The following is a 15,241-nucleotide window of genomic DNA, read 5'->3' as shown; positions in this document are numbered from 1 at the left end:
ATGGGGGATTATGCGTTTGTATTTCAATCGGGTAGAGTTTGAAAAGTTCATAAAGTTTATAAGGTTTATAAAGTTCATAAAGTAACGGACGTCCTTCGGACAGGGTCTTAAACCTTATAAACTTTATGAACCTTATGAACTTTATAAACTTTAATTATTATCTTTGCAGTTCAAAAGTAAATATAACCCTTAAAAGTATATAAGAATGAGTCTTGCAGAATTAAGCGAACAGGAAATTATTCGCCGGAACTCTTTGAACGAGTTGAAGAATTTGGGAATTAATGCCTATCCGGCACCGGAATTTAAAGTAACTCACCTTTCTAAAGAGATTCTTGATAAATTTGAAAAATCACCGGAGGAATTGCAGGAAGTTGTGATTGCCGGGCGAATGATGAGTCGACGCATCATGGGTAAGGCTTCATTTTTTGAATTACAAGACGCCGAGGGTAGGATTCAAGTCTACGTGAGTCGGGATGATGTGAGTCGGGATGATGTGAGTCGGGATGAAGCTTGCACGATGTATAACACGGTATTCAAAAAGTTGATGGATATCGGGGATATCGTTGGAGTGAAAGGGTTTGCGTTCCGCACGAATATGGGAGAGATTTCCGTGCACGCGAAAGAGCTGGTGATGTTGTCCAAGTCCTTGCGTCCGCTTCCGATCGTGAAAGAGAAAGACGGGAAGGTTTTTGATGCTTTTACCGATCCGGAATTGCGTTATCGTCAACGTTATTTGGATTTAATCGTGAACCCGCAGGTGAAGGATGTTTTTATCAAGCGGACGAAGATGATCAACGCTATCCGGCAGTTCTACACGGAAATGGGATGTCTGGAGGTGGAAACTCCCGTGTTGCAAGCGATACCGGGCGGTGCTTCAGCACGTCCTTTTATCACGCATCATAATGCATTGGATATCCCGTTTTATTTGAGAATCGCCAACGAGTTGTACTTGAAACGTCTGATTGTGGGGGGATTTAACGGCGTGTTCGAGTTTTCGCGGAATTTCCGGAATGAAGGTATGGACCGTACACATAACCCGGAATTTACTTGTATGGAGGTGTACGTGCCTTATAAGGATTATTTATGGATGATGGATTCCACGGAGCGCATGATTGAAGCTGCCGCTATTGCCGTGAACGGAACTACAAAAGCCGTTTTCGGGGAGAATGAAGTGGATTTCAAACCACCTTTCAAGCGGGTGAAGATGTCCGAGGCAATCATGGAATATACCGGGTTTGATATTACCGGCAAGAGCGAGGACGAGATACGTGAGTTTTGTTTGTCTATCGGTTTAAAGGTAGACGAAACCATGGGGAAAGGAAAATTGATTGACGAGATATTCGGGGAGAAGTGCGAAGGGCATTATATCCAACCGACGTTTATTTATGACTATCCGGTAGAGATGTCCCCGTTGACTAAAATGCATCGTAATGATCCGGGATTGACGGAACGTTTCGAGTTGTTCGTGAACGGGAAAGAGGTGGCTAATGCTTATTCCGAGTTGAATGACCCGATCGACCAGTTGAATCGGTTCAAGGATCAGTTGGCTCTTCAAGAGAGAGGGGACGACGAGGCGATGTTCATCGATTATGATTTCGTGCGTGCGCTGGAATACGGGATGCCGCCGACTTCCGGCATGGGTATCGGTATCGACCGTTTGTGCATGTTCTTGACCAATAGCCTGTCTATCCAAGATGTGTTGCTTTTCCCGCAGATGAAGCCGGAAAAGGTGGTTGTGAACGATCCGGACGAGAAGTTTATCGAGTTGGGTATTCCTGCCGACTGGGTACAAGTGGTGCGCAAGGCCGGATTCCAGACCGTAGAGGCTTTGAAAACGGTGGAAAATCCGAACAAGTTGCATCAAGAGTTGAGCGGCTTGAACAAGAAGATGAAATTAGGATTGAAGACTTTGTCGCAGGACGAAGTAAAGGATTGGTTCAAATAAGTTCATAAAGTTTATAAGGTTCATAAGGTCTATAAAGTTTTTGTTTTTACCTTATGAACTTTATGAACTTTAAAAACTTTATAAACTATATGATATGGAAATAGTGGATAAACCGCGGATTGGTGTTGTGGGCGGAGGTAGTTGGGCTACTGCGATCGCGAAAATGCTGACAGAAAATAACGGGCATATCAATTGGTTCATGCGAAATATTGAATCGATTAAAGCCTTTAAAGTATTAAAACACAACCCGAGATATTTGTGTGAAGCCGAATTCGACTTGGACAAGATTACCTTCACGGATGATTTGGATAAATTGGTAATGAATTCCGATGTGATCGTGTTTGCCATCCCTAGTGCATTCGTGAAAAATGTCGTTACTACCAGATTGCACCTTCCGTTGAAAGATAAGGTGGTCGTTTCGGCTATTAAAGGGTTGATCCCGGAAGAGAATCTGACTATCGGGGAGTTTCTGCATCAACAATACGAGGTGCCCTTGGAACAGATTGTGATTATATCCGGGCCTTGCCACTCGGAGGAGATTGCCTTGGAGCGTTTGTCATATCTCACTTTTGCCAGTCAAGATTTGAAAGTTGCCCGTGCTGTGGCGCAATTGTTCGAATGCTTTTACGTGAAGACCACGATATCCGATGATATTTACGGGACGGAGTACGGAGCCGTGTTGAAGAACGTGTTTGCTATCGCGGCGGGTATTTGTCACGGTTTACGTTACGGGGATAATTTTCAAGCCGTGCTGATATCCAATGCTATTCAGGAGATGGAACGTTTCGTGAACACGGTACATCCCATGCAGCGGGACATTAAGTTTTCGGCTTATCTGGGGGATTTACTCGTGACATCCTATTCGCAGTTTAGCCGGAACCGGACGTTCGGAACGATGATCGGGAAGGGCTATTCCGTGAAATCGGCTCAAATGGAGATGTTAATGATTGCCGAGGGATATTTCGGAGTGAAAGGTATTCACGAGATAAACGAAGAATTCAAGGTGCATATGCCGATCACCAATGCCGTGTATAACATTCTCTACGAGCGTATCAGTCCCACGATGGAGATCCGTTTGCTGACAGATGAACTGAGATAATTTTCAATTGTATGAGGTTTTGGAAGTGTGTACGAAAGGCCGTGCCCGTGGCAATGAAGACATCGATGTGGTTTTTGAAAATCATGTTGCCGGTTTCTTTGTTCGTGACATTGCTTTCGTATTTTAACATCCTGCCTTATATATCTTCTTTTGCGGCTCCCCTGTTCACGTTGATCGGATTGCCGGGAGATGCGGCTTTGGTTTTTGTGACCAGTATATTCACGAATATATACACGGTGATAGCGTTGCTTGCCACGTTGGATTTTTCCGTGAGGGAAAGCCTTATTATGGCGACCATGTGCTTGATCTCGCACAACTTTATCGTGGAAACCTTGGTGTTGCAGAAAACGGGATCTTCGGCAAGGGGAATGATATTCCTTCGCGTAGCGGGAAGTTTCGTGGCGGCTATCGTGTTAAATTGGATATTGCCGGAGATGGGTGGTCAGATGATGGCGGAAATGGCAGTTGCGATGAACTTGGGTGATACTTTAATCCATTGGTTGGAGAGTAGTTTGATGTTGTGCGTGAAGATCGTGTTGATGATTACCGGGTTGATGATATTGCAGCGGGTTTTGGAGGAATTTGGGGTGTTGAAGATTCTTTCCTCGATGTTGTCGCCGTTGATGCGGGTGTTCGGGTTAAAACCGGATGTGGCATTCCTGTGGCTCGTGGGTAACACGGTTGGTCTGGCTTACGGTTCGGCAATTATGCTGGAATATGCTAAAGAAGGAAAACTGGCGCATCAGGAAGCGGATTTGTTGAATTATCATTTGGCGATTTCCCATTCACAATTGGAAGATCCTTTGTTGTTTATGGTGATGGGGTTGCCTATAGGCTGGTTGATATTTCCCCGTGTCGTGTTGGCGATAATCGTGGTATGGATTAGGCGGGGAATTTATGGTTTGCGGTCGCACGTGCATCCGGCTGTAAAAGTAGAAAATGTTAGTATATAAATATATGAAATATACCATAGAAGAGGTTTTAAACGAAAAGCAGGCAAAAGAATTTCTGGTTTTGCCGGTAGCCTTGTATAAGGATGACAAGAATTGGGTACGACCTTTGGATAGTGATATCACGAAAGTATTTGATAAGGATAAGAATCCTTTCTTTAAACACGGCGAATGTACTCGTTGGTTGCTTCGGGATGAAAGCGGGAAATGTGTCGGACGTGTGGCGTCGTTTATCGACGAGGATACTTGCCGGTTAGATTCCTATACCGTGGGGGGGATGGGTTTTTTCGAATGTATTAACGATCAGGAAGCTGCTTTTATGTTGTTCGATCGTTGCCGTGCTTGGTTGGAAGAACGGGGGATGGAAGCTATGGAGGGACCGGAGAATTTCGGGGAACGTAATGAATGGTGGGGATTGTTGGTGGATGGTTTTAAACCGCCAGTATTCCAGATGCCGTACACGCACCCGTATTATGTACCGTTTTTCGAGAATTACGGGTTTCGCGATTACTTCAAGCAATATATTTATCGTACGCCGATGGTGATGGAGAGCCTCTCCGAAGTGGTGATTTGGAAATCCGAAAGGTTGTTGAAAAACGGAGATTATCGGATTATATCTTACCGGGAGATGACACCGGAACAAGCGAAATCTTCTTTTCTTACCATTTATAACAAGGCATGGAATATGGACGTGCATGGTGTGGCAGGCATGGAGAAAGAGCAAGTGGACGTGTTGTTCAAAACATTGAAGCCTGTATTGGATCCGGATTTGCTTTATTTCGCTCATTACAAAGGTGAACCGATAGGATTTTTTATCACGATTCCCGAATTGAATTATATCGTGAAGCACGTGAACGGGAAAATTAGCGGTCTAGGTATTTTAAAATTCTTGTATTATCGCTATCTAAAACCGGGACGTGTCGCCTTGGGATTGATATTCGGGGTTGCCGCGGAGTATCAAGGACGCGGGGTGGAGGCTGCCATGATTTATGCTTTCTGTAAAAGAATGATAGAGGATAAAAAACGATATGATTGGTTGGACTTGAGTTGGGTCGGTGATTTCAATCCCCAAATGATGCATTTGATGCACTACATCGGGGCGAAGCAATCCCAAACGTACATCACGTACCGGAAATTGTTCAGGGATGATATAGAATTTCATCGGTCAGCAGATAAAAAACAAATGAAATCATAAATCATAAATCATAAATCGTAAATCATAAATCGTAAATCATAAATCGATATGTCTTGGTTAGGTGACTTGTTTTTCGGGCAAGGGGTTGCACATTCTGTTTTGATGTTCGCGATCGTTATCGCCTTGGGAATCGTGTTGGGCAAGGTGAAGGTTTGGGGAATTTCTTTGGGTATCACGTGGATTCTTTTCGTGGGAATTATCTGTAGTCATTTTGGAATGCAGGTAGACGGGCATATTTTGCATTTCGTACAGGAGTTCGGGTTAATCCTGTTCGTGTATTCGGTCGGGCTGCAAGTGGGACCGGGATTCTTTTCTTCTTTCCGGAAAGGAGGAATGACGTTAAACATGTTAGCGACGGGAATCGTGTTGCTGGGTGTTGTCACTACCTATATTATTCATGTTGTCACGGGACTGCCTATCACGACGATGGTTGGAGTCCTGTCCGGAGCCGTGACGAATACCCCGGGACTGGGAGCCGCGCAGCAGGCTTACATGGATGCTTCCGGGATGGAAGACCCGACGATTGCGTTGGGATATGCCGTTGCCTATCCGTTGGGTGTGGTCGGAATTATCTGTTCGATTATGTTGATGAGGGTGCTTTTCCGGGTGAATCTGGAAAAGGAAAATGAGGCGTTGGAACGGGAAGATACGGACAAAGGAAGCAATGCGCAACAGTTTTCCGTGCGGGTGACCAATCCTGCCTTGTTTGGAAAAGATTTGAAGGAAGTAACTCGTTTGATAAACCGGAAGTTTGTATTTTCCCGGGTTTATCACGAAGATGATAGTATTGAACTTGGTTCTTCCGAAACTTGTTTGAGTGCCGGGGATAAATTACTCGTGGTGGCGGCCTTGCAAGATATTGATGCTATCACGGCATTCTTGGGCGAAAGAGTTGAAGTCGAATGGGAGAAATTGGATAAAAAACTTGTATCCCGACGTATCGCTATCACGAAAGCCGCGGTGAACGGGAAAATGTTGGGTGAGATGAAGTTGAGGAATTGTTTCGGGGTGAACGTGACACGGGTGAATCGTGCGGGAGTGGATTTGGTGGCAAGACCGAATCTGCAATTGCAGATTGGTGACCGTTTGACGGTGGTGGGACCGGAGGCGGCTGTCAATAACGTGGCAAAGGTGTTGGGTAACTCTCTACGCCGTTTGCGCGAACCGAATTTGGTACCTATCTTCTTGGGTATATTTTTAGGTATTGTACTGGGAAGTATTCCGTTTACGTTCCCCGGAATCCCGCAACCCGTGAAACTGGGATTGGCGGGAGGTCCTTTGATTATTGCTATTCTGGTTAGCCGTTTCGGGCCTCAATACGGGTTGGTGACTTATACCACCATGAGTGCGAACCTGATGTTGCGTGAAGTGGGTATCGCTTTATTCCTTGCCAGCGTGGGATTGCGTGCGGGAAACGGTTTCGTGGAAACGATTATCAATCAAGGTGGTTATGCTTGGATAGGTTATGGTGTTATCATCACGCTGGTTCCTTTGATTATCATCGGAATCATAGCGCGAGCCGTGTATAAAGTCAACTATTTCACTTTAATGGGATTGATTGCCGGAAGTATGACAGACCCGCCAGCCTTGGCATATTCTAACGGTGTGGCGGGGAATGATGCGCCTTCGGTGAGTTATGCTACCGTGTACCCGCTCACGATGTTCTTGCGGGTATTGACGGCACAATTACTGATATTGCTGTTCGCTTAGGATTCCGCCCCCGATAACCCTATCGTCCCGGTAGAACGCCACGGGTTGTCCCGGGGCAACCGCCCACGCGGGAGAGGAGAGTTGCACGAGAAGCGTGTTGTCGGGGAGCGAGGAAATTTGAGCGTAGCCTTGTGGGTTTAGCCCTAATCCCCGTACTTTTACCTCAATGTCATTCGCCTTGATTTCTTCGGGGCAGATGAAATGAGAGTCTTTCACGACTAGGCGCGTACAATCGAGGGAAGATTTATCACCCGCGATAATCCGGTTTTCGAGGGGATTGATTCGTGCCACGTACTGGGGGCGACCGTCTTTCAACGGGATGCCTCTCTTTTGCCCAATCGTGTAGTTGCCGATGCCGTTATGTTCTCCTACTATTTGCCCCGTGTTGTCCATGATTATGCCGGGGGTGAAGCAGGCCGCGGAACCGGGTTGACGGGCAATAAAATCCCTGTAATCGCTCCCTTCGAGAAAGCAAATGCTCATGCTTTCCCGTTTATCTGCCATTTGCCGGAAATCGTGTTGTTGGGCGTATTCCTTCACTTCGGCTTTCGTGTAATCTCCTAATGGTGTAAGGGCACGGGAAAGGATGTCTTCCCGGACACCCCATAAAAAATAGGATTGGTCTTTGTTGGGATCAACCCCTTTGTGCACGTAATAATGTTTATCGTGAGGAAGAATTTTCACGTAATGCCCTGTCGCGATATGGTGAACTTGTAGTTCATCCGCGAATGAACGCAAAAGTTCCCATTTGACAAAACTGTTGCAGATAGCGCAGGGATTCGGGGTAACACCGGAGAGGTATCCGCGGATAAATGGTGTGACAACCGTGTCTTGGAAGAGTTTCCGACCGTCAATCCGGTATAATTTTATTCCGGTTCGGGAGCAAAGTTCGTTTAGACTCTCCTCTTGTGACGGTTGTACCTGTGCATCCCATAACCGAAGATGAATACCAATCACTTCAAAACCTTGTTGTTGTAACAGGAGTGCGGTCACGAAGCTATCCACTCCACCACTCAGACCAACGATTATTTTTGTCATGCTTTCTTTGTTTATTGCACAAAAATAATCATTCTCCTGTTGTTTTTCTCGATTAATTTCTCTTATTTTGCAGCACGAAACACGGGAGTGGCTCAGTTGGTAGAGCATCGGTCTCCAAAACCGAGGGTCGGGAGTTCGAACCTCTCCTCCCGTGCAAAGAGGATGCCTTTTGAAGGTATCCTTTTTTAATGGTATGATTTTTATGCGGCTACGCCGATTTCATATAAAAATTCAGGTGCGAGATCTGCCCCATTAGCCCATTCTATCGTTACACGGGTTAAGCCGTATTGAACAAATTTATCTTTATCCAATAATTCTCCAAAAACTTCCCCCGTGAGATAAGGCTTTAAATTCACGATTTTTTTACTCCCGTCATTGAAAGTTATAAAAAGTTCGTAATCTTTGATATAATCCACGTCTATAACTCGTAACATGATGCTCTTTATTTTAAAGGTTCTATTTTATCAATTTTTTCTCCTCTTTGGGCTTTTCCCCATAAAGTGAGTATTTCTGTTTCATGCAAATCAAGCCATTCGTTTACTTTGGCGATAACTTTAGCCGGAGCTTGACCATCTACAATTCTATCCAAAATACTAATGGAGCATTCGTAATTCCCATAGGTAAAATGAATATGGGGTGGGTTATGATCTTTCCAATAAAGGAATATAATAATACCGAAGAATCTGCAAATTTCAGGCATACTTGCTGTTTTATAGGTTAATACTACAAAGATACGCGTAAAAATTCTTGTCTGTGATATTTTATAAATTATTTTGTTGTCTTGTTTTTATCTCTCGATCCCTTTTGTGTACTTTTGTCATTCATTAGTAATGGAGAAAAGAATATGATAAAATTGGTGATTTTTGATCTGGACGGAACATTGTTGAATTCATTGGAAGATTTAGCCGCGAGTACGAATTATGCTTTGCGGCAGCATGGATATCCGGAGCATGAGTTACCGGCTTATCGTCATTTCGTGGGAAACGGGATAAATAAATTGTTGGAAAGAGCTTTGCCCGAAGCCGTTCGTACGGTAGAAAACGTGATGAAAATACGGGAAGACTTTGTGGCTTATTACTCTATTCATAAGGCAGATTTCACGGCTCCTTATGCCGGGATAGTCGATTTGCTGGGGGAGTTAAAACTGCGGGGTATGTTATTGGCTGTGGCTTCCAATAAGTATCATGCGGCGACGGTTGAGTTGATTCCCGAATATTTCGGGAAAGGAGTTTTCGATTTTGTATTCGGACAACGGGAGGGGATTCCCATTAAACCGGACCCGACAATAGTGTTTGATATTATTAAAGCGGCAGGAGTAAATAAAGATGAAGTACTTTATGTAGGTGATTCCGGGGTGGATATGCAAACGGCAGTGAATAGCGGCGTGACGTCCGTCGGTGTAACTTGGGGATTTCGGGATCGGAAAGAATTACTGGAAAACGGGGCTTGTCATATCGCGGATCGGCCTTCGGATATATTGGAGATAATGAAATAGTGTTTGTGTATTATTTGTTGCAGAGAGAAAATTTGTTTTTTGGAATGTCCGGAATATTTTCGGGCATTCTTTTATGATTAAAACTCAGCCCGGTAATTGCGGGCGATGAAATACTCCCGTAGCTTACGGATAGCTCCGTACTTGAGAGTGCGTACGGTGTTGATGGAAACACCGATGAGTTCGGCAATTTCCTTGACATTATTTCCGGCGAGGGTCAGATGGATAATACGTTCGCTTTGCGGGGGCAATTGCCGGATTGCATGAATTAATATTTGGTTGGCCTCTTCCTCTATGATTTTATCCAGTATATCGGAATCATCTTGTTCGCCCGTGTATATTTGTTTGTAGCGGTCATTTTCTCTTTTTACACTTCGGATGTAGTTGAGGGATTCGTTTCTTGTCATGATAAACAAGAAATTTTCGACGGAATCAAGTGTTTTATATTGTTTACGATTCTCCCAAAATTTCACAATAACATCTTGCGCAATGTCTCGGGCAATGTCGGAGGAGCCGACAAATTTCAAGGCAATTGTACAAATCGTTGTATAATGTCTTTGTATAAATTGTTCTAATTCAATAGAATTGCTCATCGGTTAGTTCGTGTTGAAGATCAATTTTACAAGTACAGGAAATCTATGCAAGTATAGTTATTTTTTTTCATTCCAAATAAATTTTGAAAAAAAATCGTGTTTCCATTCATACAAATCGGATACCCTTGGTGTCTTTAGATAAAATGAACCAAGGAATGGATTATAATAAAGAAAAAATATTAGCAGAGCTTATCTTGAAAATCCGCTTCGGGACAGCCACGGAAGACGAGAAACGTAGGGTTGAGGCGTGGGTGACGGAAAAAGAGGAACATCGATTTTTGTACGAGAAGATTGTTTCGGGAAGAAGTGTTAGCGAATATTTGGAGAAAGAAACGACAGTAAAGGCTGATATCGACGTGAAGATGATTTCTGCCCGGGTACAGGAACAGATTCAAAAGAATAAGTTCCGGAAGCAACGCCGATTCCGGAGGTGGTACGGGATGGTTGGTGCCGCTTGTCTGGCAGGTATCATTCTTACCGGTTTCTTTTTCTTGAATTCCGGGAAAGATGAACCGATTCCTGTGGCAGGGATTCAGCCGGGACAACACGGGAACGAGAAAGTGATGTTGATGCTTGCCAACGGGGAAATGATAGGACTCACCCGACAGGGGAACGATAGTATATATATTGGACAGGCCACGATTATTAAAAAGAATGATCAATTGGCATACGAAAAGAATCGAGATTCTTTGGGGGGATACGTTGAAGAAGAGCGTAACCGGATTATCACGACAGTCGGGGGAGATTATTTTTTCATCCTAAGTGACGGAACGAAAGTGTGGCTGAATGCCGAGTCGGAGTTAGATTTTCCGGTAGATTTTATTAGTAAGGAACGGGTAGTGAAATTGAAGGGAGAGGCGTATTTTGAGGTGAAGTCGGATGCCGCACGTCCTTTTGTCGTCGAGACGAAAGAGGTACGGACTCGTGTATTAGGTACTTCTTTCAATATAAAGGCGTATGATAACGAGGAATGTGTGTTCACGACGCTATTAACTGGAAAAGTAGAAGTGTCTGCTGTTGAAGAGAAAGGAGAATCCGTGGTGCTGACTCCCGGTATGCAATGTGAATGGCAAAAAGAAGAACATGATTTAAGCGTGAAAAGGGTAAATGCCGAGAACTATATAGCATGGAAGCAAGGTGCATTTATGTTTGATAACGAAGATATTAGAGTCGTGACCAGAGTGCTGGAAAGATGGTATGGTGTGAAATTTATTTATAATAAGGAGAACACTCGCGAGCATACTTTTAGCGGATGCTTGAGTAAAGATGAATCTTTGGAGTCTATATTGGAAACATTGACTTACACGGGTGGTCCTCGATTTAAAGTAGAAAAAGATGTAGTACACGTGAAAGATAAAAACTAAAAATTTAAGACTGATGTTGAAAACAAAAAATGGAGCGGTTTCGCGGACCACTCCATTTTAAAAGACCTTGTGTGGAAACAAGGATAGTGTTTCATTTTAATTTACAAATCTATGAAAAAAGAACTAAACAAAAAGTTTTTTTCCAACTTTCGTGTTTGGTGGAGGTATTGTTTAACATTGTCATGTATGTTATTAACAACTATTTCACTCACGACAAGTTCTGCTTTCGGGCAAGAGAGGGCGAAAAAAATGATTTCTTTGAAATTGGAGAACGTGACCGTGTTGCAGGCATTGGAAGAAATCAATCGATTGAGCCAGAATAATGTTATTTTCAAGCGGGAAGAAGTGACTCGTGAAACGAAGAGAATTACTGTTGACCTGAAGGACGTGACAGTACTTCAAGCTGTGCAGGAATGTATCAAAGGAACCCGATTGGCTTGTACGGAGCGTAATGGCAGAGTTGCCGTGGGACCCGATACAGAGGTCAAATCGGTTCGTATATCCGGTACGGTGAGGGATGAAAGAGGGGAGATATTGCCCGGTGTAACTATTATTGTCAAAGGCTTGGCGATGGGGACAAGTACTGATAATAAGGGACAATACTCGATAAATCTTCCTCGGACGGATAACCTGTCACTTCTCTTTTCTTTTATCGGAATGGAAACCGAGGAAGTGAAATACACGGGGAAAGATACAATTAATGTGGTAATGAAGGAAACAGTGTCTGAATTGGAGGAGGTCGTGGTGAACACGGGATATGCCAGAATTGATGCTCGCAAAAACACGAGCGCAGTGACCACGATTAAAGCGGAAGATATTATCACTCCCGGCTTGCAGACGATTGACCAGATGTTGGAAGGGCATGTACCGGGAATGATCTTTATGCAGAACACGGGACAGATTGGGGCTGCTCCTCGTTTGCGTATCCGCGGAACTTCTACGATGTTGGGATCGCAGGAGCCGCTTTGGGTGGTAGATGGTGTTGTCATGGAAGACCCTGTAAATGTAGATCCCGCGAATATTAATGATTTGGACTTCGTGAATTTGCTCGGTAACGCTATTTCCGGCTTGAATCCGGAGGATATCGAACAGATCGATGTGTTGAAAGATGCTGCAGCCACGGCTATTTATGGTAAAAAAGCCGCGAATGGAGTCATCGTGATTACCACGAAGGCAGGTAAACAAGGTCCGCCTTCTGTGACTTATTCGGTAGCTGGGTCTTTTACCCAGCGTCCGAGATATAGTGACAGAAGCGTAAACGTGATGAATTCTAAAGAGCGTATCGCTTTTTCACGCGAGATGATTGAGAATCGGTTAGCTTATCCGGAGATCACCTCTTGGGTGGGTTATGAGGCTGCTTATAAAGACTATATCGAAGGTAAGACCGGATATAACGAATATAAATCGTTGGTGGATAAGTACGAAACGATGAATACCGATTGGTTTGATATTTTAATGCAGGATGCTTTTTCGCATAAGCATACATTAAGTCTAGCCGGAGGTTCTTCTGTTTTGAGATATTATGCTTCTCTTGGTATGAATGACGTTTCGGGAAGTGTAAAAGGAGAGAATAACCGGGTGTATTCAACGAATGTCAATTTAACGGGTAATTTTGACAAATTTACGGTACGTTTCGGATTACAGGGCAGTGTTTCTAAGAAAAAATATATTCCTGATGACGTGGGAGTGACAGAGTTTGCTTACAATACGAGTCGGGCGATACCTGCACGGAATGATGATGGTAGCTATTGGTATTATCAAGTAGAAAAAGAAATAGATGGGGAAACTTACTATTACCCCAAGAATATTTTGGAAGATATGGCAAACTCTTCAACCCAGATTAGGCAAAACTCTTTGACTTTTCAGGCTAATGTGGGTTATGAGATATTGCCGTCATTGAAAGCTCAAGTGTTATTGTCCTACAGTTTTTCAAATTCAAAATCAGAAACGTGGCATGGAGAAGATTCTTTTTATTGTCGCAGTTTGAATAAGTCTTATGGGGCGACAACCGAAGCTTGGTGGAAAACAAATACATTATTACCTTGGGGAGGAGAACAGAAGGATAGTCATGTAGATCGTAACGCTTATACGGTTCGTTTTCAACTGGATTACAATCAGGCTGTAGATAGAGATGAATTCCATATTATAAATGGGAGTGCGGGGTTTGAGGCAAAATCCAATAAATATAATACTTACGCCAAGACCACTCGCGGAATTTTCCGAGATCGGGGAAATGCGATACAGGCTATTCCGACGGATGATTTGAAGAATTACACGTATCAAAAGTATATTCAGTGGACCCAGACTTCTGCAGCTTTAGGGACATATACCGAGCAACTGACAAATGATGTTTCTGCATACTTGACCCTTGGTTATGGTTACAAGAATATTTATAATTTTAGTTTAAATGCCCGGGTGGATTTTTCTAATGAATTTGGTAGTCGGGCAAATGAGAAGTTTTTTCCGATTTGGGCGGTTGCCGGACGTTGGAATCTTACGGAGAATGTTTTGAAAGGAGTTCGTTGGATTAATGATTTGTCATTGAAAGCGTCATTCGGGTACCAAGGGAATGTACCTAATGTTTCGTCGAAATTAGTGATTCAAAAGTCTACCATATCCAGTAATCTATTCGATGAATTTTATTCTACGGTGTCCAAATATCCCAATCCTGATTTAAAATGGGAAAAAACGGCGAATACTAACGTGAGCCTTGATTTCTCTTTATTCAAGAGAAAGGTATCCGGTTCCGTGAGTTATTATTACAGGAAGACAATTGATGCTTATATGTCTAAATCCGTATCAGAAGTGAATGGTGTGACAGGGTATACGGTGAATCAGGGAACTGTGGTAAACCAAGGATATGAATTGACGTTAAATTTTATCCCTATAAATACAGTCGGAGCGGATGGCAAAGGATTTCGTTGGAGATTTGACCCGCAGTTAGGGCAAGTAATCAATAAGTTGATTGATAAAGCAACTTCTTCGACAGACAAGAGCTTGCGGGATGATGACGATCTCACGTATTCGGATTATTTGAATGGAAGTGTTCAGACTGTAAATCGTTCATTGAATGGTTTCTATTCTTATAGATTTTTGGGGCTGGATCCGGCAGACGGGCGTCCGATGTTTCCGAATCTGGAGCAAAAAATCATGGTAAATGGTGAAGAGGTCGACTATGGAGAACAATTTAAATTAATGACTAACGAGGAACGATATATGTCAGTGATGAAGTATTCCGGTAATCGGGTTCCCACGTTACAAGGTAGTTTAATCAATACTTTCTCGTACAATCGTTTCACGTTGTCCATAAACATGTCTTATAGCCTAGGCTCTAAAATCCGTTTATTGAAATTGTATCCGAATATAAGTTCGGCTGATGGAACAATGGCTCCTAATCCCATGCAGAATATGCGTTCGGAATTTTCGAATCGTTGGAAACGTCCCGGGGATGAGAAATATACAAATATTCCTAGTATTCTTGGTAATGATATATTTAAAGAAACTATGGATACGAATCCATGGTGGAAGAAATCCGCTTATAATGGTACTGTAAATCGTAAATTGATAGCTGAGAATATATGGCAAATGTATGATTACTCGACAGCTCGTGTTGTAAGCGGTAATTATTTGAAAATTCAAAATATAGCTTTACGTTATAATGTACCGGATAAGATATGTAAAAAAATATACATGAAATCTGCGTATATTTCTTTAACAGGTACGAATCTGTATACATTCAGTAGTAAGAAATTGAAGGGACAAGATCCAACCACGCAATCAGGTAGTTCCTCTACAATTACACAGTCGATACGTCCGACGTATTCATTTAGTTTGAATGTAACTTTTTAAGGAAGA

At 43.2% G+C, this 15,241-nt stretch carries 12 protein-coding genes and 1 tRNA gene; 9 read left to right on the top strand and 4 right to left on the bottom strand.

What is annotated here, in order from left to right:
- Positions 1 to 205 precede the first annotated feature (205 nt).
- The 5 genes from lysS to CS948_RS20195 all read left to right on the top strand — a co-directional run bounded on the left by lysS (position 206) and on the right by CS948_RS20195 (position 6,899).
- A complete protein-coding gene (gene lysS, locus CS948_RS20215) occupies positions 206 to 1,945 on the top strand; it encodes a lysine--tRNA ligase (protein WP_099294039.1) in 1,740 nt (579 codons plus the stop codon).
- Positions 1,946 to 2,039: 94 nt separating this feature from the next.
- Entirely contained in the window at positions 2,040 to 3,044 is a 1,005-nt protein-coding gene (locus CS948_RS20210) for an NAD(P)H-dependent glycerol-3-phosphate dehydrogenase (RefSeq protein WP_099294037.1), read from the top strand.
- Between the two features lie 11 nt (positions 3,045 to 3,055).
- Positions 3,056 to 3,997 (top strand): nucleoside recognition domain-containing protein, encoded by a 942-nt coding sequence (locus CS948_RS20205; protein ID WP_255302094.1) that lies wholly within the window; start codon positions 3,056 to 3,058, stop codon positions 3,995 to 3,997.
- A gap of 4 nt (positions 3,998 to 4,001) precedes the next feature.
- On the top strand, positions 4,002 to 5,189 hold the full coding sequence (locus tag CS948_RS20200) for a hypothetical protein (protein ID WP_099294741.1): 1,188 nt from the start codon (positions 4,002 to 4,004) through the stop codon (positions 5,187 to 5,189).
- 48 nt (positions 5,190 to 5,237) lie between these two features.
- Complete coding sequence (locus CS948_RS20195; RefSeq protein WP_099294035.1) at positions 5,238 to 6,899, top strand: putative transporter; 1,662 nt, start codon at positions 5,238 to 5,240, stop codon at positions 6,897 to 6,899.
- Here the strand turns inward: CS948_RS20195 and mnmA are convergent.
- Entirely contained in the window at positions 6,876 to 7,937 is a 1,062-nt protein-coding gene (mnmA, locus tag CS948_RS20190; protein WP_176555149.1) for a tRNA 2-thiouridine(34) synthase MnmA, read from the bottom strand. The two genes, CS948_RS20195 and mnmA, sit on opposite strands and share 24 nt — an antisense overlap.
- Before the next feature lie 81 nt (positions 7,938 to 8,018).
- Here mnmA and CS948_RS20185 point away from each other — a divergent pair.
- Positions 8,019 to 8,091: transfer RNA gene (locus CS948_RS20185), tRNA-Trp, on the top strand.
- A 46-nt stretch (positions 8,092 to 8,137) separates the two neighbouring features.
- Here CS948_RS20185 and CS948_RS20180 read toward each other — a convergent pair.
- Both CS948_RS20180 and CS948_RS20175 read right to left on the bottom strand, forming a co-directional pair.
- Entirely contained in the window at positions 8,138 to 8,371 is a 234-nt protein-coding gene (locus CS948_RS20180) for a DUF2442 domain-containing protein (protein WP_099294031.1), read from the bottom strand.
- 8 nt (positions 8,372 to 8,379) lie between these two features.
- Positions 8,380 to 8,637 (bottom strand): DUF4160 domain-containing protein, encoded by a 258-nt coding sequence (locus tag CS948_RS20175; RefSeq protein WP_099294029.1) that lies wholly within the window; start codon positions 8,635 to 8,637, stop codon positions 8,380 to 8,382.
- A 144-nt stretch (positions 8,638 to 8,781) separates the two neighbouring features.
- Here CS948_RS20175 and CS948_RS20170 point away from each other — a divergent pair, with 144 nt between their 5' ends.
- Positions 8,782 to 9,432, top strand: coding sequence for an HAD family hydrolase (locus CS948_RS20170; protein WP_099294027.1), 651 nt, complete (start codon positions 8,782 to 8,784; stop codon positions 9,430 to 9,432).
- A gap of 77 nt (positions 9,433 to 9,509) precedes the next feature.
- On the opposite strand, the gene CS948_RS20165 is transcribed toward CS948_RS20170, so the two are convergent.
- Entirely contained in the window at positions 9,510 to 10,022 is a 513-nt protein-coding gene (locus CS948_RS20165; protein ID WP_099294025.1) for an RNA polymerase sigma factor, read from the bottom strand.
- A gap of 155 nt (positions 10,023 to 10,177) precedes the next feature.
- On the opposite strand from CS948_RS20165, the gene CS948_RS20160 reads away from it, so the two are divergent.
- A complete protein-coding gene (locus CS948_RS20160; protein WP_176555148.1) occupies positions 10,178 to 11,386 on the top strand; it encodes a FecR family protein in 1,209 nt (402 codons plus the stop codon).
- A 186-nt stretch (positions 11,387 to 11,572) separates the two neighbouring features.
- Positions 11,573 to 15,235, top strand: coding sequence for a SusC/RagA family TonB-linked outer membrane protein (locus tag CS948_RS20155; RefSeq protein ID WP_255302093.1), 3,663 nt, complete (start codon positions 11,573 to 11,575; stop codon positions 15,233 to 15,235).
- Positions 15,236 to 15,241: the final 6 nt, after the last annotated feature.

The organism is Butyricimonas sp. Marseille-P3923 (assembly GCF_900184685.1).
In the GTDB taxonomy this organism is placed as follows: Bacteria; Bacteroidota; Bacteroidia; order Bacteroidales; family Marinifilaceae; genus Butyricimonas; species Butyricimonas muris.
Note: the sequence above shows the minus strand (reverse complement) of the source record. Positions and strands in the feature narration are given on the sequence as shown.

Bases quoted from the DNA above. Each gene is read 5' to 3' on its own strand.
- CS948_RS20155 (WP_255302093.1), top strand. From the start codon at position 11,573: ATGTTATTAACAACTATTTCACTCACGACAAGTTCTGCTTTCGGGCAA.
- CS948_RS20175 (WP_099294029.1), bottom strand. From the start codon at position 8,637: ATGCCTGAAATTTGCAGATTCTTCGGTATTATTATATTCCTTTATTGG.
- CS948_RS20170 (WP_099294027.1), top strand. From the start codon at position 8,782: ATGATAAAATTGGTGATTTTTGATCTGGACGGAACATTGTTGAATTCA.
- CS948_RS20180 (WP_099294031.1), bottom strand. From the start codon at position 8,371: ATGTTACGAGTTATAGACGTGGATTATATCAAAGATTACGAACTTTTT.
- mnmA (WP_176555149.1), bottom strand. From the start codon at position 7,937: ATGACAAAAATAATCGTTGGTCTGAGTGGTGGAGTGGATAGCTTCGTG.
- CS948_RS20165 (WP_099294025.1), bottom strand. From the start codon at position 10,022: ATGAGCAATTCTATTGAATTAGAACAATTTATACAAAGACATTATACA.
- CS948_RS20160 (WP_176555148.1), top strand. From the start codon at position 10,178: ATGGATTATAATAAAGAAAAAATATTAGCAGAGCTTATCTTGAAAATC.
- CS948_RS20210 (WP_099294037.1), top strand. From the start codon at position 2,040: ATGGAAATAGTGGATAAACCGCGGATTGGTGTTGTGGGCGGAGGTAGT.
- CS948_RS20205 (WP_255302094.1), top strand. From the start codon at position 3,056: ATGAGGTTTTGGAAGTGTGTACGAAAGGCCGTGCCCGTGGCAATGAAG.
- CS948_RS20200 (WP_099294741.1), top strand. From the start codon at position 4,002: ATGAAATATACCATAGAAGAGGTTTTAAACGAAAAGCAGGCAAAAGAA.
- lysS (WP_099294039.1), top strand. From the start codon at position 206: ATGAGTCTTGCAGAATTAAGCGAACAGGAAATTATTCGCCGGAACTCT.
- CS948_RS20195 (WP_099294035.1), top strand. From the start codon at position 5,238: ATGTCTTGGTTAGGTGACTTGTTTTTCGGGCAAGGGGTTGCACATTCT.